The sequence below is a fragment of the Achromobacter sp. T5-5 genome (assembly GCF_055397965.1).
This window is the reverse complement of the sequence record NZ_AP027919.1, coordinates 3,218,760-3,236,170: the sequence shown is the minus strand read 5'-3', so window position 1 is coordinate 3,236,170 and position 17,411 is coordinate 3,218,760. Positions and strand designations below refer to the sequence as shown.

The window sequence follows — 17,411 nt, the reverse complement described above, 5'->3', positions numbered from 1 at the left end:
TCAGAACTTGATGGCGTACTGACGGTTGTCCGCCGGGTTCTTGATCAGGTCGCAGACGGCGGCCGTGTCGCCGGGCTGCTGCTGGGGAAAGCTCTCGACCAGATTGAGCTTGCGGTCACGCACCTCGGCGATGTGCACGTCCAGGGTGCAGTGGTGGGTTGCCGGATCCAGCGTCACGCGGCCGCTGGGGGCATCGATGGCAATGCCGGATTCCAGCGCTTCGATGACCTTCATCCGGTCCACCGAGCCGGCCTTGCGCACGCCTTCGGCCCAGAGCATGAAGCCCTGGTAGGCGCCCATGGCCAGTTCCGTGATGTAGGGATAGTCGGCGCCGTAGCGGGCATGAAAGCGTTTGACGAAGTCGGCGTTGACCGCCCCGGGCAGCTCTTGCAGATAGTTCTGGCAGACCAGGAAGCCGTTGCATTCCTCGGGCGACAACACAATGTGCTCGTTGCCGCCGGCGAAGGTCGTGGAGGCGAGGGGGATCTTGCCCGTCATGCCGGTGGCTTTCCATTGGCGATAGAACGACATGTGCGCACCGCCCACCAGCGCCGACCAGATGAAGTCCGGCGAGGCCGCCTGGATCTTCGAGATGGCCGCGCCGAAGTCGGTGACGTCCAGCGGGAAGAACTCGGTCGCCACGGTCTTGCCTCCCACGTCGGCGGCGTACTTGCGCACCCAGTTGGACACGATCTGGCCGTAGTTGTAGTCGGCCGCCACGATGTAGACCTTCTTGCCCCATTTCTTGACCGCGTGGGGCGCGAGCTTCTGCACGGTCTGCGCAGGCGTGACGCCGGCGGCGAAGTAGTTGCGGTCGCACACGCCGCCTTCGTACTGGTTGTCGTAGAAGTACAGCGTGCGATAGCGGTTCAGCACCGGGCGCACGACCTCGCGCGAAGCCGACGTAATGCCCGCGTGCACCACGGCCGCCTTGTCGCGCAGCGCGGCTTGCTGCGCGAACTGGGCATACAGCTGCATGTTCGACTGCGCATCGTAGGCAATGAAGTTGAGCTGCTTGCCCAAGAGGCCGCCCTGGGCGTTGATTTCTTCGGCCGCAAACCGCAGCGCGTCCATCACCGGCTTGCCGTAGATGTCCAGGCCGCCCGACAGATCGTAGATGGCGGCGACATTGATTTTTTCCTCGCCGGCCGCAAACGCGCGCGTGCCGGAGAGCCCCATCAGGGTGGCGGAGGCGGCGGTAGCCGCGGTGGACGAGAGGAACTGACGGCGGTTCATGCTCATGTTAATAGGCCCCTTGAGCGCTTGCGGCGCGCACGGACCCACGCCCGGCGCAAAAGACAGGGACGAGCAGGGGCCAACGCCGAAAGTCGCGTAGACGTGTGTAGGTGTTTGGATGTGCCGAGAAGTCGGCTGGATGTCGACGCCGTTGTCGACGAGAAAAACTGAGCGGCCTTGTTGGCAGTTGCGCCTTTGGAACTTGCCCGGCCGGTCCTCGGGGAAGAGGACAAGGCGAATTCTAGGGGAAGGATTTGGCGCGGAATAGCCCCGGGATTTCCCTAGGCTGGTTTGCGCGGGCAGGGCACGACGTCCCGCGGCTGTGGGCATATCGGTCGCGCACCGATGGCGTATCGATGGTGCATCGACGCCGCATGAAAAAACTTTCCCCCGGTTTTCGCATTTCGGATAGCGCCTGGCCCAATCAGGAACTATTTTTGATTCAGCGCAATAAGAGACTTCTCAATTCCTGACACACCATCGTCCGCCTTGCCCCCCATGTCGGAGAACGAACGTGAGACAGAAGCTGAAGATCGGATTGACCGTGGCGGCGATTCTTGGGGCTTCGGCCGCAATCGGCGCCTATGTGGCGGGAACCTTCACCACACCCCAAGCCACTGTCGCCAAGTTGGGCGACGGCAAAAGCGGCCCGGCAGGCATGGCCTGGATCCCCGGGAACGAATTCCTGATGGGCAACGACCATCAGATGTCGCAGCCCAACGAACGTCCCGCGCACAAGGTGCGGGTAAGCGGCTTCTGGATGGACGTTAACGACGTCACCAATGCGCAATTCCGCCGTTTCGTCGACGCCACCGGCTATGTCACCACCGCAGAGCAAAAACCGCGTTGGGAAGACCTGCGTCCGCAATTGCCGCCCGGCACGCCGCGCCCGGACGACAGCGCGCTGGTGCCGGGCGGCATGGTCTTCATCGGCACCGAAACCGAAGTCTCGCTGCGCGATTTCTCGCAATGGTGGCGCTTCGTGCCCGGGGCCAACTGGCGTCATCCGCTGGGGCCCGGCAGCAATATCGACGGCAAGGATGAACACCCGGTCGTGCAAGTGTCATACGAAGACGCGCAGGCCTATGCCAAATGGGCCGGCAAACGTCTGCCGACCGAGGCCGAATGGGAGTTCGCCGCGCGAGGCGGGCTGGAACAGGCGACCTATAGCTGGGGCAATGAACTGCAGCCCGACGGCAAGGCCATGGCCAACATCTGGGACACCCGGCAGCAGCAACCGTTTCCCGTGGTCAAGGATGAGAAGGTGCAAGTGGGCACGACGCCGGTCGGCAGCTATGCGCCCAATGGATACGGCCTGTACGACATGGCCGGCAATGTCTGGCAATGGACGGCCGACTGGTATCGCGCGGACGCCTTTCAGGTGCAGGCGCAATTCCGCCAGCCCCCGCAGGACCCTGCGGGACCGGCCGACAGCTTCGACCCCGACGATCGCAGCGTGCCGGCCGCGGCGCCCAAGCGCGTGACCCGCGGCGGCTCGTTTCTCTGCAGCGATACCTATTGCATCAGCTACCGCGCCAGCGCCCGGCGCGGCACCGACCCGCTCAACCCCATGTCGCACCTGGGCTTTCGCACCGTCATGACGCCGGACCAATGGAAGCTGGCCAAGACCCGGCAGGGCAGCATCGCCAGCCGTTGATCATCCGCTCCTTGCGAGCGGCCTATCCTGGTGGGGGGAAGAGGCATGGCGAATCGTGACGGCATTCTGGCGCTTGAACAGGCGGTGTCCCGGGAAGTGCTTGGGCAGGCGCCGGTAATCCGCAAGATCATCCTGGCGCTGCTGGCGGACGGACACGTCCTCCTTGAAAGCTTGCCTGGCCTGGCCAAGACGCGGTCGGTCAAGGCGCTGGCCGCGCACCTTGCGGCTGAGATGCGCCGCATCCAGTTCACCCCGGACTTGCTGCCGTCGGATATCACCGGCGCCGACGTCCTGCAGCAGGACGCGCAAGGGCGGCACCAGGTCGCCTTCCAGCCGGGCCCGCTGTTCGGCAATCTCATCCTGGCCGACGAGGTGAACCGGGCGCCCGCCAAGGTCCAGTCGGCCCTGCTGGAAGCCATGGAGGAACGGCAGATCACGGTCGGCGGCGAAACGCGCGCCATGCCGCCGCTGTTCATGGTGCTGGCCACGCAGAACCCGATCGAGCAGGAGGGCACCTATCCCTTGCCCGAGGCACAGATGGACCGATTCCTGATGAAGATCAGCTTCGATTATCCGGCGGCCGACGACGAGGCGGCGATGCTCGCGCTACTGCGCCAGCCGCGCGAGGCGAAGGCGGCGCCGACGCGCCTGTCCCAGGAAGAGCTGTTCGCCTGCCGGGCCGACGCCGCGGCCGTCCACGTGTCGGCGGCGACCGACCGCTACATCGTCGACCTGGTCAACAGCACGCGGCGTCCGGGCGACCCCGAGCTGGCGCGCTGGATCCAGGTGGGTGCCAGTCCGCGCGGCGCCATCGCGCTGGACCGCGCCGCGCGCGCGCACGCCTGGTTGTCGGGCGCGGACTTCAGCTCGCCCGACGACGTGCGCGAGGTGGCCCACGCGGTGCTGTGCCATCGCCTGCATTTGTCTTACGACGCGGTGGCCGATGGCGTGACCCCCGGCGCGGCGATCGACCGTCTGCTGGACACGGTCGCGGTGCCCGCCTAGGGACCCGCCCAAGGGACGCCAACGTGGAATCGCACCCCGTCCATCCGCCGCTGCACGAGCTCGTCGCCCTGGAAGGGGCGATCGCCGGGCTGTCCTTTCATGCGGCCCAGCCGCTGGGCAGCGTGCTGGCCGGCCTGCATGGCTCGCGGCTGCGCGGCCGAGGGCTGGACTTTGCCGAGCTGCGCCGCTATGTGGCCGGCGACGACCTGCGCCAACTGGACCTGCGGGCCTCGCTGCGCTACGGCAAACCCTATGTGCGCGCCTACACCGAGGAGCGCGACCGCCCCACGCTGGTGCTGGCGGACCAGCGCATGAGCATGTATTTCGGATCGGTGCGGGCCTTCAAGTGTGCGGTCGCCGCGCGGGTCGCCGCGATGGCGGCCTGGATGGCGTTCCGGGCCGGTGACCGCGTCGGCGGCATCGTCTTCGACGATGACGGCCAGCGCAGCATCAAACCCCTGCGCAGCCGGGACCGCGTGCGCACGTTCCTGGCGGAAGTGGTCCGGGCCAACCAGGGCCTGTCGGCCGAGCGTCCTGACCGCCTCCGGACGGGGGGCCTGAACGCGGCGCTGCGCGCGGCCCTGGCGCAGGCGCCGCACGATAGCCTGGTCTGCATCGTCAGCGACTTCTCTGGCGCCGACGACGACACCTTGCGCAGCCTGCGTCTGCTGGCGGCGCACAACGACGTGGTCGCGGCGCTGATCTTCGACCCGATGGCGCAGAACATTCCGGCCCGCGGCCATTTGCTGGTGACCCAGGGCGAGCTGCACCTGGAAATCGCCGTGGGAAGTCAGCGCGAACGCCAGCCGCTGGCCAACTTCTTCAGCGGCCGTTTGCGCGAGGTGGCCGAGCTGCTGCGCCGCAGCCGCGTGCCCTTGCTTACCATCGACACCGCGCAGGACGAGGCCACGCAGTTGCGCAGCGAGCTGGGCCGGCGTGCCACAGGAGGGCGGCCATGAACGCCGAACTGCCCGGCCTGGATCAGTTGCGCGAGCTGCCTTTGCCCGCGCCGGTTTCCTATTGGCCGCAGACCTGGGGCTGGGCGGTGCTGGCCTTGCTGTTGGCGGTGGTGGCGGGCGGACTGGCGCTGCGCGGGTTGCGGCGCTGGCGCAGGAACCGCTACCGGCGCGAGGCGCTTTCCGAGTTGGGACAGATCGAGGCCGCCGCCGCGTCCGATCCGCTGGCGGCGCGCGGCCTGCCCGCGCTCCTCAAGCGCACCGCGCTGGCCGCGCAAGCGCCCGGGGGCAAGGCCGCGCCCCTGACGGGCGAGGCCTGGGCGGCATGGCTGGCCCGCAACGGCCCGCCGCTGCCCGGCGATGGCGCGCATCTGCTGGCGACGCTGGCCTATGGGCCGGACGCGGCCGTGCGCACCCTGGATCCGGCAGAGGTGCGCCGGCTGCTGGCGGCGGCCCGGCACTGGATGGAGCGTCATCATGTGGCGGCTTGAGTATCCCTGGCTACTGGCGGCGGCGCCGCTGGCCTGGGCCGCCTATCGCTGGCTGCCGCCTTATGTGCAGGCTCGCAGCGCACTGCGCACGCCGTTCTTCGACACCATGGCAAGGCTGACGGGCAAGTCGCCCACGCGCCCCGGCGTGGCGGCCGGTGCGGGGCAGCTATGGCTGAACGTGGCGGTGTGGCTGCTGCTGCTGTTAGCGATTGCCCGCCCGCAATGGGTCGAGCCGCCCCTGACCCATACCGAGCCGGTGCGCGACATCCTGCTGGCGGTGGACATCTCGCAATCCATGGATAGCGCCGATTTCCACGATGCCCAGGGCAGGCCGGCCACGCGCTGGCAGGCAGTCAGGGACGTGGTGTCGGATTTCATCGCCAAACGCGGCGACGACCGGCTGGGGCTGATCGTGTTCGGCACGGGGGCCTATCCCCAGGCGCCGCTGACCCGCGACCATGCAACCCTGAGCCTGCTGCTGGACCAGACCGCCGTCGGCATGGCCGGGCCGAATACCGCCATCGGCGACGCGATCGGGCTGGGCATCCGCATGCTGGACGCGGCCCGGGAGCGCGACAAGGTCATGATCCTGCTGACCGACGGCAACGATACCGCCAGCGCGGTGCCGCCGCCGCGCGCGGCCCGGCTTGCCGCCTCGCACCACATCGTCGTGCATACGATAGGCATTGGCGATCCCCAGGCCAGCGGCGAGGACCGGGTGGACTTCGATGCGCTGCAGGCCATTGCCAACGCGACGGGCGGGCGGTTCTTCCGCGCCGGCGACCTGACCGCGCTGCAAGAGGTCTACGCCGAACTGGATCGCCTGACGCCGCAAGAGGTGAACACGCTGCGGCATCAGCCCAAGCACGAGTATTTCTGGGCGCCTCTGGCCGCGGCGCTGGCCTTGCTGGCGCTCTGGCACGCCGTCGCGGCCCTGCGAATGCACCTCGGCGCGGGCAAGGGCAGGGGGAGCGCATCGTGGACCTGAGCGCCTTTCACTTCCTGCGGCCATGGTTCCTGCTGGGCATTGCGCTGGCCATCGCCCTGTGGGCGGCCGGCCGCGCGCACCGGGGCGGGGTGGGGGACAGCGGAATCGCGCCCCATCTGTTGCCCTATCTGACCGTGCGGTCGGCCGGATCGCGCGGTCCTCGGCCGCTGGACCTGGTGGCGGCGATGCTGGCGCTGGGGTCGGTGGCCGCGGCGGGACCCGCCTGGCAACGGGACGAACCCGACTTCCTCGACAACGTGGCGCCGCTGGTCGCCGCGGTCGACCTGTCGGCGACGATGGACGCCACGGATGTGCCCCCCTCGCGGCTGGAAGCCGCCAAGCAAACGCTGCGCGACCTGGCCGCCAGGCGGGCGGGCGCCAAGACCGGCCTTATCGCCTACGCCGGCAGCAGCCACCTGGTGCTCCCGCCCACCGACGACCGGGAACTGCTGGACCTGTTTATCCAGGCGCTGTCCACCGACCTCATCGAACGGGACGGGCGCGACGTGCCGGGCGCCATCGCGCTGGCGGCGCAGGTGCTGGCGACCGAACGCGCCGGCGGCACGTTGCTCCTGATGACCGACGGCGCGTCCGCCGCCGACCCCGTCCGCCGGCAGGCGCAGGCCGCCGGCAATCTGCAGATTCTCGTCATGGCGGTGGGCAGGGCCGACTCGCAGGGAGGCATCGACGAGCCCGCCTTGCGCGCCCTGGCCCGTGCCGCCGATGCGCCGCTGGGCAGCCTGACCGCCACCCCGGAGGACCTGGACTGGATCACCTTGCACGCGCAACAGCACTTCGAGTCCGTGCAGGACGCCGGCGCCGGTCCGTCCCACTGGAAAGATGCGGGATATTGGCTGTGCTGGCCCTTGGCCTTGCTGGCGCTGCTGGCCGTGCGGCGCGGCTGGCGGGTGCCGTGGCAGGCCTGCGTGCTGGCGGGCGTGTTTGCCTTTGCGGCGCCGCCGCAGGTCCACGCCAACGGGCTGGCCGACGCGTTCCTCACGCCCGACCAGCAGGGCCGCCTGGCGTTCGACCGCGGCGACTTCAGCGCCGCCGCCGGGCATTTCCAGAATCCTTACTGGAAAGGGCGCGCGGCCTATGCGGCCGGCGATTATGCCGCCGCCCTGGCGGCCTTTTCGCAGCAGACCACGCCCGAGGCGTATTTCTATGTTGGCAACACGCAGGTGCGGCTGCGCCGGTATGACGCGGCGCTGGCGGCCTACGACCGGGCGCTGGCGCTTCGGCCCGGGTGGCCGGCAGCGGTGGAGAACCGCGGCATCGTGGCGCGCCTGCTCGCCGCGATGAGCGAGGAGCAGCAGGGCGACCAGGCCGAGCCCCCCGATCAGACCATCGCCGACAAGACCGCCCAGGCAGGCCAACTTGCCACCGTGCAGGTCCAGCAGGCGGCGTCGGAAGACATCTGGCTGCGCACGCTGAGCCTGTCGCCCGCGCGCTTTCTGCGCGGCAAGTTCGCGGTCCAGGACGCGGGGAGGCAGCCATGATGCGCCGGGCCCGCCGATGCGGCCTGCTGCCGGGGATGGCGGCGTCGATGGCACTGGTGCTGGCGGTGGTGCTGGTGCTGGGAATCGCGCTGCCGCTTCCGCTGCACGCGCAGGACACGGCGGTTCTGCGTGTGACCGCCCAGGCGCCCGCCCAGGGCCAGACAGGCGCCACGGTCGAACTGCATCTCGAAGTCATGACCAGCACCTGGTTCACCCAACCGCCCCAGTTGCCGAAACTGGAGCTGCCCGGCGTCATGGTGACCCCGCCGTCAGGCCAGGGCGAACTGGTGCGCGACGAGCGGGACGGCGTGGCCTTGAACGGCTTGCGCTACACCTACCTGCTCAGTGCGCAGTCCGCCGGCACCCTGCACATACCGGCCTTGCGGGTATCGGCCCACCTGGGCCCGGGCGGCGCCGCCATCACGGCCGAGAGCGCGCCGCTGTCCATCGCGATTTCGGGCGAAGCCCGGCCGGACAAGGTCGTCGGGGAACTGACCGTGACGCAGTCCTTTGCGCTGGCCCCCGATCCCCTCGTCCAGGGCGGCCGCATTACCCGCAGCGTCACGCAGCGCGCCGACGGCGTGCAGCCCATGCTGCTGCCGCCCGCTCCGTTGGCGGACGTGCCGCATTTCAAGCGCTATCCGCGCGAGCCCGAGGTCATCACGCTGACGGACGGACGCGGCGGCTTCGTGGGCGCGCAACGGATCGACCGCGCCGACTATGTGGCGCAGGAGGCGGGCAGCTTCGCGTTGCCGCCGCTGACATTGCACTGGACCGACGGACGCAGCGGCGCGGCGCAAAGCCAGACCTTGCCCGGCCGCCAAGTGGACGTCGCCGCCGCGCCCGCGGCCCCGCCGCCTTTTTCGCTGAGCGAGGACCTTGCCAAGCTGCGCCACGGCGCGCGCTGGGCGCTGCCTGCGTGGGCGATGCCCGTGCTGGCCGGCCTGGCCGCCGTGGGACTGGCGCTGTGGCTGGGCTGGTCCTGGTGGAAACGGCAGGCGCGGGCCCTGGGCGCCGCCGTCCAGCGCGGCAGGCAACGCTGGCGGGCAAGCGAACCGTGCTATTGGCGGGCCTGGCGCCGCGAGGCGCGCGCGTCGCGCCCCGTGCTGAGCGATTTCTACCGATGGATGCGGCGCAGCGGCGGCGCGGTGGCGCTGCGGGCGGCGCTGGCCCCGATGAACGAGCGGGACCGCGAGTTTGCGCAAGCCACGCTGCGCCAGGTGTACGGAACGGGCGCAGGCGGGGACGGCTGGCGGGCTCGCCTGGCCTCGCGCAGCCGCGCATGGCGCAAAGCCTGGCGCCGGTCCACGCCGGCCCGCCACGCCTTGCCTGTGGAACTCAATCCTGTGAACCAAGGGCGCGATCCGCGCACGGGGAGAAGCTGATGCGGCGTTTCAATGAACTCGAACCGGTGCGGCGCTGGCTCGCAATGATGTGGCTGCTGGCGCTGTGCCTGCTGGCCGGCTGCGCGGCGCCGCAATCCCATACGCATGCCGACCTGCCTTCCTGGGCGGACGGCCCCTCGCGCGACGCCATCGTCGAATTCGTGAAGGCCGTGACACAGCCGGGCAGTCCGGATTTCGTGGCGCCGGAAGCCCGCATCGCCGTCTTCGACAACGACGGCACGCTCTGGAGCGAACAGCCTTTGTACTTCGAGGTGCTGTTCGCATTGGACGAGGTCCGCGCGCAGGCGCCTTCCCATCCCGAATGGCAGGTGCGCCAGCCGTTCAAGGCCGCGTTGCAGAACGACCAGGCCGCGCTCGCCAAGTCGGGCTCGCACGGCATGATGGAGATCATCGTTGCCACTCACACCGGCATGAGCGTCGACCAGTTCAGCCAGCGCGTCGATCGCTGGCGGCAGACCGCGCACCATCCCCAGACCGGCATGCTCTACAGCAGCATGACGTACCTGCCGATGCGGGAGCTGCTGGACTACCTGCGCGCCCGCGATTTCAAGACGTACATCGTCTCTGGCGGCGAGACCGAGTTCATGCGTCCTTGGACGCAGGCGGCGTACGGCATCCCGCCGGAACAGGTCATCGGCACTGTTCTCGCTACCGATTTCGTGTCCGACGGGGCCTCGTTCCAGCTCATGCGCCAGCCCAAGCTGGAGTTCAACGACGACGGCCCCGGCAAGCCGGTGGCGATCCAGCGCCAGATCGGACGCCGGCCGATCCTGGCGTTCGGCAACTCGGATGGCGATCTGCAGATGCTCCAGTGGACCATGGCCGGCCCCGGCAAGCGCTTTGCCGGCCTGGTCCATCACACCGACGCCAAGCGCGAATGGGCGTATGACCGCCAATCCCACGTCGGCCGCCTTGACAAAGCCCTGGACGCAGCGCGCGTCCAGGGTTGGACGATTGTTGATATGGAAAAGGAGTGGAAGCGAATCTATCCGTCTGAAAAACCTTGATTTTTTGTTGACTAGGTGCCCGTGCGCGGGCAAGGAGAGCAGCGATGAAAGCAGGACGATGGTGGGGAGCGGCCTTGATGGTCGCCAGCAGCCTCGCGCTGGCGGGCGGGGTCCATGCCCAGAGCGCGCCGCCCAAAGCCCAGGATTCCGGCAAGAAGCCCAACATACTCGTCATATTCGGCGATGATGTCGGTCAGACGAACATCAGCGCCTATGGCAAGGGCGTGGTCGGTTACACCACGCCGAATATCGACCGCATCGCCAAGGAAGGGCTGATCTTCACGGACTACTACGCCGAGAACAGTTGCACGGCAGGCCGCTCGACGTTCATCACCGGTCAGGTCGCGCGTCGTACGGGGCTTTCCAAGGTGGGTATGCCCGGCGCGCCGGTCGGCCTGCAGGATCGTGACATCACGATCGCACAGGCGCTGAAATCCCACGGCTACGCCACGGCGCAGTTCGGCAAGAATCATCTGGGCGACCGGGACGAGTTTCTGCCCACCAAGCACGGCTTCGATCAATTCTTCGGCAATCTCTATCACCTGAATGCCGAGGAAGAGCCCGAGCGCCCGTACTGGCCCAAGAACTCCAACGACCCCATCATCAAGAGCTATCAGCCGCGCGGGGTCATCAAGGCCAGTGCCGACGGGAAGATCGAGGATACCGGCGCGCTCACCGCCAAACGCATGGAAACCATCGACGATGAGACCGTGGGCGCGGCGCTGGACTACCTGGACAAGCACGGCAAGGCCGAGAAGCCGTTCTTCCTCTGGATGAATACGACCCGCATGCACGTCTACACCCATATCCGCCCGGAGCATCGAGGCAAGAGCGGCATGCCCGGCAACGACTATGCCGACGGCATGTGGGAGCATGACCAGGACGTGGGCAAGCTGCTGAAAAAGCTCGACGACCTGGGGATCGCGGACAACACCATCGTGATCTACACCACCGACAACGGACCCAATCAGTTCAGTTGGCCGGACGCTGCCACGACGCCGTTCCGCAACGAGAAGAACTCGAACTGGGAAGGGGCGTACCGGGTGCCCGCGATGATACGTTGGCCGGGTCACATTCCCGCCGGCGAAGTCAAGACGGGCATTGTGTCGGGGCTCGACTGGTTTCCCACGCTGCTCGCGGCAGTCGGGGACCAGGACGTCAAACAGCGCCTGCTGAAAGGCTGGACCCCCGACGGGGCCGGCCGGAGCTACAAGGTGCACCTCGACGGCTACAACCAGCTTGATTACCTGACAGGCAAGGCACCCGACAGCGCGCGGGAAGACTTCTTTTACTTCAACGACGACGGCATGTTGGTCGCGATGCGGTATCAGAACTGGAAGGCGGTCTTTTGCGAGCAGCAGGCGCCCGGCGGGTTCGCGGTGTGGAAAGACCCGTTCGTGTGCCTGCGTGTGCCCAAGCTCTTCAACCTGCGCATGGACCCCTATGAACGCGCGGATGTCGTCTCCAACCAGTATTACGACTGGCTCGTGAAGAACGATTACCTGCCGCTCATCGCGTCGATGAAGGCCGGGGAGTTCCTCAAGACGTTCATCGAGTATCCGCCCAGCCAGCGGCCTGCCACGTTCAGCGTGGACCAGGTCCAGGAGGAAGTGGATCGCGCGATCGAAAAACAGTTCGAAGAGGCGGCCAAAAAGCAGGCCAAGTAGGACGGGGCGCGGCGGCGGTCATGTCCGCCGCCGGGCATCGCCAACGTTGAAGGGCAGAGGGGTTATGAACGCTTCGGTGCGAAAGATGCCGGTCCACGCAACGGCCGGCGCGCGGGCGAGGGCGGTCGGGGGCCTGTGGGCGCCGGCGGTCCTGCTGGTCGTTTCCGGCATGGCTGCCCTGATCTTCCAGATTCTGTGGATCAAACAGCTCTCCTTGATCGTGGGCGTGGAAGTTCATGCGATCGCCCTTGCCGTCAGCGCCTTCTTTTTCGGCCTGGCCGTGGGCAGCGCCTGGCTGGGACGCGTGGCTGACCGCAGCGCCAACCCCTTGCGGCTGTATGCGGGCATCGAACTGGGCGTGGCCTTGCTTGCCCTGGGGGTGACCTGGGCGCTCTCGCATGGCGCGGCGCAGTTTGCGCGCGCCGAACAGGCCTGGTCCTGGGGGGCCTGGCTGACGCTGCTTGCCGTGGTGGCCATCCCGCCGATGCTGATGGGCGGGACGCTGCCCGTGCTGTTGCGGGCCTGCGGCGCGGCCCAGGTCGGCAGGGCCGGCGGAATTCTGTATGCCGCCAATACCGCGGGCGCCATTGCCGGCGCGCTGCTGCCTGCCTTCGTGCTGATTCCCGCCTACGGCGTCGGGCGCACGGCGTGCGCTGCAGCCGCCTTGAATCTTGCGGCCGCGGCTGGCGCCTGGGCGCTGCAGCGCCGCGCGGCGGCCCCCGCGCCGCGCGCCCCGTCCACCGCGCCTGCCCGGGCCTTGTCGGGCGAAGCCTGGCTGGCCATCGGGCTGTACAGCGCGGCGGGCGCCATCGCGATGGGCTATGAAGTGCTGTGGTCCCAGATGGTGGTGCCTTTCATGAGCACCCGGGCTTTCGCGTTCTCGGTGGTGCTGGCCGTCTATCTGGCCGGACTGGCGCTGGGCGCGGCGTTATACGCGCGCTGGGAGCATCGCCTGCGCGACCCCTGGCGGGTATTTGCGCTGCTGATCGCCGGCGCGGGTCTGGTGGCGCTGTTGGAAGTGGTGCTGCTGGGCCCATGGCTCATCGATGCCCAGTCGATGGCCGAGGCCGCGGTGCGGCAATGGAGCGACAGCGGCCTGGCCGGCATGAGCGCCCGGTTCGCGGTCGTCGCCTCCTGGGTAGTGCTGTTGCCGACCCTGCTGCTCGGCGCGGCCTTTCCGGCCGTGCTGCGCATCGCGGTTCCTGCCGACCGCCGAGGGCAGGGCGCGGGGCTGGTCCTGGCGGGAAATACGCTGGGCGGGATCGCCGGCACCCTGCTTGTGGCATTCGTCCTGTTGCCGCGCCTGGGCACGGTGCACGCGCTCGCCGTCCTGGCCGCAGCCGCCTGCGCCGTCGGCATCGCGGCGGTCTGGCGCACCGGCGAGCCGATGACCCGCGCGGTGGCGGTTGCCCTGTTTGGCGCCGTGCTGATCCTGGGTTGGGCGCTGCCGGCGGATCACCTGGCGCGGCGGCTGCCGGGGGCCAAAGACGGCAAGCTGGTCTTTTACGACGAAAGCCGGGGAGGCACGGTCGCGGTCGTGGAACGAGGCGAAGGCGAGCAGCGGTTCCGGCGGCTCTACATCCAGGGCGTTTCCAACTCCGGCGACGCCATGCCGTCGCTGCGCTATATGCGGCTGCAGGCGTTGCTGCCGCTCGCCGTCCACGCGGGCGAGCCGCGCTCCGCGCTGGTAATCGGCTATGGCACAGGCATCACGGCCGGGGCTTTGTCGCGATATCCGGGCCTGGAACGGCGTGTGGTCGCGGAATTGCTGCCCGGCGTCCTGCGGGCCGGCGCGCTGTTCAAAGGCAGCTATGACGCGGCAGCCGATCCGGGCCTGGATCGCCGTCTGCGCGACGGACGGCGCGAATTGCTCACCAGCCAGGAGCGCTATGACCTGATCACGCTTGAACCGCCGCCGCCCTCGGCCGCGGGCGTGGTCAACCTCTATTCGCAGGATTTTTATGAACTGGCGGCCACGCGCCTGAATCCTCAAGGGGTGGTTGCGCAGTGGCTGCCGCTTCCCACGCAGAACCTGGACGACACCCGGGCACTGGTGGCCAGCTTTATCGCGGTGTTTCCCCATGCCACGCTGTGGACGACGGAATTGCACGAGATGCTGCTGGTCGGCTCCCTGCAGCCAATGCCCCTGGACGCGGCGCGGATAGCAGGGCGCATGGCCGACCCGCGGCTACGCCAGGCCCTTGCGGACGTTGGCGTCGGTTCGCCCGCCGCGCTGCTGGCGACGTGGGTGACGGACAGGGAAGGTTTGGCGCGCTTTGTGGGGCAGACCCCGCCGGTGACGGACGATCGTCCCGCCATCGAGTACGCCGCCTGGGTCCGGCCGCGCGAGATCGTGCATACGCTGCCCGCCTTGCTGGCGCTGCGTGGCGAACCGCCACTGGGCGGCGGCGCCCCGGCCCTGACCGCCGACATCAAGCAGGAACGCGCCGTTCTCGATCTGTTCTATCGGAGCGCGTTGGCCGCCTACCGCGGGGACCGGCAGGAGTGGGGCCGGCATGCGGACGCGTTGGCGCAACGGGCGCGGGACAATCCCTATCTGCGCTGGTTCATGGCAGGGACCGACACCAGATGAGCAATACAAAGGGCTGGCGCCAGCAGCAACCTGCGCCGTTAACCATCACGATGCACCGGGTGACCGAATGAACTACTCGCTTCTTCTTGCCGGATTGGCAGTCGCGTTCTTCGTATTGCTGCTGGCGGCCATGCAGCTCGGGAAATGGGTGGGCCGGCGCAACGAGGAGAAAGGCGCTTCGGGCGTCTCCATCGTCGAAGGCTCGGTCTTCGCGCTGCTGGGTTTGCTGGTGGCTTTCACGTTCTCGGGCGCCGCCCAGCGGATGGCCGACCGCCGCGATCTGCTGGTCCAGGAGGTCAACGCCATCGGGACGGCGTGGCTGCGCATCGACATGGTCAACGCGGCCGACCAGCCGCGGCTGCGCGATCAATTCCGCCGCTATGTCGACGAGCGCATCAACTACTATCGCAGCGTGGCCGATTTGGCGCAGCGCGACGTCGTCGCCGGCCGCGTCGGGGCGCTGCAAAAGGAAATCTGGGGCACGTCGATGCAGGCCGCGCGCGCAAGCCTGCCGCCCTTTGCCGCGTCCTACGTCGGCGCGGTCAACGAAATGTTCGATGTCGCCACCGCCCAGACCGTGGCGCAGAAAGTGCATCCTCCCGTGGCGACCTACGCCTTCCTGGGTTTCCTGACCCTGGTGGCGGCCGGCCTGGTCGGCCTGAACCTCGGCGCTTCCAAGCGCGGGACGTTACTGCACCAGGTGGTGTACGCCGTCGTCATGACGGCGGCCCTGTACATCATCATCGATTTCGAGTTTCCCCGTATCGGCACGATACGCATCGACCAGAGCGATGCCTTGCTGCTGTCGCAGCGGCAATCCATGGTCGATCCCGACGGCGGCACGCGCTAGGAGAAGCCCATGGCCACCGGTGGCGAGCGCTTGGCGCAGCGGGCAGCCGTAGGTTTCGGGGCATGGACGCTGGCGGCGGCGTGCGGCGCGCCAGCCGCCGCCTGGGCCCAGGAGGGCGTGCGCCTGAGCAATGACGACCTGCAGAAGCGCGCCAACGGCGTGCTGGCGCTGATGTCGTTCTCGATTGTTCCCGACATCACGACCAGCTCGCTCAACATCGGCAGCGGCGGGGGCTCGACCTCGGGATCCACCCAGTTCTTCATGACGCAGCTGGGGGGAGGGGACACGATTTCCGATTCCGTACCCATCTATCTGGAAGGCGTGCTGGCCGGCAGCCGATACGATCCGACCTTCGTCGCCTCTCAGGGCGCCGAAACACGGCGCATCCCCGCCAAATGGAATAGCGTCTCGGCCACGGGAGGCATCGGCTGGGATTTCAAGCTGACCGATGAACTCAAGCTGCGTCCCATCTTCAACATCGCGCTGGGCAATGTGACCAGCGACCTGCGCGCCGCAAGCTGGTATGTGGGGCAGCGCACCGGCAGGGATGTCGACTTCCTGGACCGGGGCTCCCTGAACGCGTATGGGCTGGGGGGTTCCATCATGCTGGATTACGAACACTACCGGCCGGGCTACGAGGTGGACGTGGAATTGCGCTATTCCGATATCCGCCTGAGCAGCTTTGACAGCTCCGCGGCGGTAAGCGGCAATGCCATCGCGCAATCCGCCAATCTATGGGCGCGCTATCGGGCGCCCACGGGCATCGTCGCGCTGCAGCGGCCGCTGCGCTACGTGCTGGAGCTGACCCACTCCGAATTCCTGGGCGATCAAAAAGGAATTCTCGGGTTCGACCGCCTCACTTCCGTGGGTGCGGGCCTGGAATTGGATTCAAGCGCCTACAACCTGTTCATCACCCGCACGCGCCTGGTGGGCCGCTACGTGTTCGGCAACAACGTGTCCGGCTTCTCGGTCGGGCTGGCGGTGAGCTTCTGATGGACGGGGCTACAGAATCAGGGCCGGGGGCTCGAGCGGGCGAGGGTGGCGCTGGGCAACTCGCCGAACGTGTTGCGGTAGTACTCGGCAAACCGCGACATGTGCCGAAAACCCCACTTCAAGGCGATGTCGGAGACCGTGGCGTCGGGGCCGCAAGTCAGCAGATCGCGCAATGCGCCGTTCAGCCGCGCCGTCATGAACCACCGCCCGGGCGGCATGCCGACGCTGCGGCGAAAAATCATCTCGAGCGAGCGCAGGGTGTAGCCGCTGCGCCGGGCCACGTCCGTCAGCGCGACGTCGGTGGCTTCGCCAGACAGGACCAGCCGTTCGCACGCAGCGATCAAATGGTAATGGCGTTGTTCCACGGCCATTTTCTCCGGCTTGCCTGGCGGCGCCGCCGCGGAGAGGGCGTCCACGTAGCCTGTCAGCAACGACTCGCATACCTCTACGGCCAGCGCCGGCGCCATGCCGCCATCGGCCTGAAGCCGCCGCGCCAGCCCCAGCGCATCGCTGGTGAGCGTGGTCAACGCAAGCCGTCCGCCCCGGCGCAGATATACCGAATGCAGCCCATGCCTGCGCAGCCGCAAGGGCCGGCCGGTACGCGCAATCGCGATCTGCTGCATGCGTCCTTCGGGCGCCGTGAAGTTCACCCAGCGGGAGTGTCCTCTGGCGTGATACAGAAGCTCGATGCCTTCCGGATAGACCTGTATCTCTTCGGAGTGGATCGCGGCCGTATTGCAGCGGGTCCATTCGCCGCCTTCCGCCATGAATCCGATACAGATCCCGTCCGTGGGCATGGTGCCATGGGCGATCACGGGGAATTCGTAGCGGCCTGTCTCCAGCCGCACTTCGCCGAGCGTCAATCGTTGATGCTCCATTTCCGCGAGCTTGGACGAGATCAATCGGTGCTCGAAGCTGCCGCCATACACGACATCGAAAGCCTGCAAAGGCTCGAGCCCCGCATAGACGTGCTGCATGTAGACGGCTTGAATCGGCATTGCAAAAACTCCTCGGAGAATTCGCTTTTCGGATAACCCCCCACAGACGGGGCGGGTTCTCTTAT

At 67.9% G+C, this 17,411-nt stretch carries 14 protein-coding genes; 12 read left to right on the top strand and 2 right to left on the bottom strand.

Annotated features, from left to right (window positions below; genetic code table 11):
* Complete coding sequence (locus tag ACZ50Q_RS14690; RefSeq protein WP_464078782.1) at positions 1-1,242, bottom strand: urea ABC transporter substrate-binding protein; 1,242 nt, start codon at positions 1,240-1,242, stop codon at positions 1-3.
* Positions 1,243-1,750: 508 nt separating this feature from the next.
* Here ACZ50Q_RS14690 and ACZ50Q_RS14685 point away from each other — a divergent pair.
* The 12 genes from ACZ50Q_RS14685 (at position 1,751) to ACZ50Q_RS14630 (ending at position 16,348) form a co-directional block, all read left to right on the top strand.
* Positions 1,751-2,893, top strand: coding sequence for a formylglycine-generating enzyme family protein (locus tag ACZ50Q_RS14685; protein WP_464078781.1), 1,143 nt, complete (start codon positions 1,751-1,753; stop codon positions 2,891-2,893).
* A gap of 45 nt (positions 2,894-2,938) precedes the next feature.
* Positions 2,939-3,898, top strand: coding sequence for an AAA family ATPase (locus ACZ50Q_RS14680; protein ID WP_464078780.1), 960 nt, complete (start codon positions 2,939-2,941; stop codon positions 3,896-3,898).
* Between the two features lie 23 nt (positions 3,899-3,921).
* On the top strand, positions 3,922-4,857 hold the full coding sequence (locus tag ACZ50Q_RS14675) for a DUF58 domain-containing protein (RefSeq protein ID WP_464078779.1): 936 nt from the start codon (positions 3,922-3,924) through the stop codon (positions 4,855-4,857).
* A complete protein-coding gene (locus ACZ50Q_RS14670; RefSeq protein ID WP_092576062.1) occupies positions 4,854-5,345 on the top strand; it encodes a DUF4381 domain-containing protein in 492 nt (163 codons plus the stop codon). Before ACZ50Q_RS14675 ends, ACZ50Q_RS14670 begins: the two co-directional genes overlap by 4 nt.
* Complete coding sequence (locus tag ACZ50Q_RS14665; protein ID WP_464078778.1) at positions 5,332-6,333, top strand: vWA domain-containing protein; 1,002 nt, start codon at positions 5,332-5,334, stop codon at positions 6,331-6,333. The genes ACZ50Q_RS14670 and ACZ50Q_RS14665 overlap by 14 nt, the downstream gene beginning before the upstream one ends.
* Positions 6,324-7,832: a VWA domain-containing protein gene (locus tag ACZ50Q_RS14660; protein ID WP_464078777.1), complete on the top strand. Its 1,509-nt coding sequence runs from the start codon at positions 6,324-6,326 to the stop codon at positions 7,830-7,832. The genes ACZ50Q_RS14665 and ACZ50Q_RS14660 overlap by 10 nt, the downstream gene beginning before the upstream one ends.
* Positions 7,829-9,217: a BatD family protein gene (locus ACZ50Q_RS14655; protein WP_464078776.1), complete on the top strand. Its 1,389-nt coding sequence runs from the start codon at positions 7,829-7,831 to the stop codon at positions 9,215-9,217. Before ACZ50Q_RS14660 ends, ACZ50Q_RS14655 begins: the two co-directional genes overlap by 4 nt.
* Entirely contained in the window at positions 9,217-10,245 is a 1,029-nt protein-coding gene (locus tag ACZ50Q_RS14650; protein ID WP_464078775.1) for an HAD family hydrolase, read from the top strand. Before ACZ50Q_RS14655 ends, ACZ50Q_RS14650 begins: the two co-directional genes overlap by 1 nt.
* 44 nt (positions 10,246-10,289) lie before the next feature.
* Complete coding sequence (locus ACZ50Q_RS14645; RefSeq protein WP_464078774.1) at positions 10,290-11,912, top strand: arylsulfatase; 1,623 nt, start codon at positions 10,290-10,292, stop codon at positions 11,910-11,912.
* Positions 11,913-11,997: 85 nt separating this feature from the next.
* Positions 11,998-14,505, top strand: coding sequence for a spermidine synthase (locus ACZ50Q_RS14640; RefSeq protein ID WP_464078773.1), 2,508 nt, complete (start codon positions 11,998-12,000; stop codon positions 14,503-14,505).
* Positions 14,506-14,572: 67 nt separating this feature from the next.
* Positions 14,573-15,355: a bestrophin-like domain gene (locus ACZ50Q_RS14635; RefSeq protein ID WP_464078772.1), complete on the top strand. Its 783-nt coding sequence runs from the start codon at positions 14,573-14,575 to the stop codon at positions 15,353-15,355.
* A gap of 9 nt (positions 15,356-15,364) precedes the next feature.
* Positions 15,365-16,348 carry a hypothetical protein gene (locus ACZ50Q_RS14630; protein ID WP_076520836.1) on the top strand — a complete coding sequence of 328 codons (984 nt, stop codon included), beginning with the start codon at positions 15,365-15,367 and terminating at the stop codon, positions 16,346-16,348.
* 17 nt (positions 16,349-16,365) lie between these two features.
* Here ACZ50Q_RS14630 and ACZ50Q_RS14625 read toward each other — a convergent pair whose 3' ends face one another.
* Positions 16,366-17,346, bottom strand: coding sequence for a helix-turn-helix transcriptional regulator (locus ACZ50Q_RS14625; protein WP_464078771.1), 981 nt, complete (start codon positions 17,344-17,346; stop codon positions 16,366-16,368).
* Positions 17,347-17,411 lie beyond the last annotated feature (65 nt).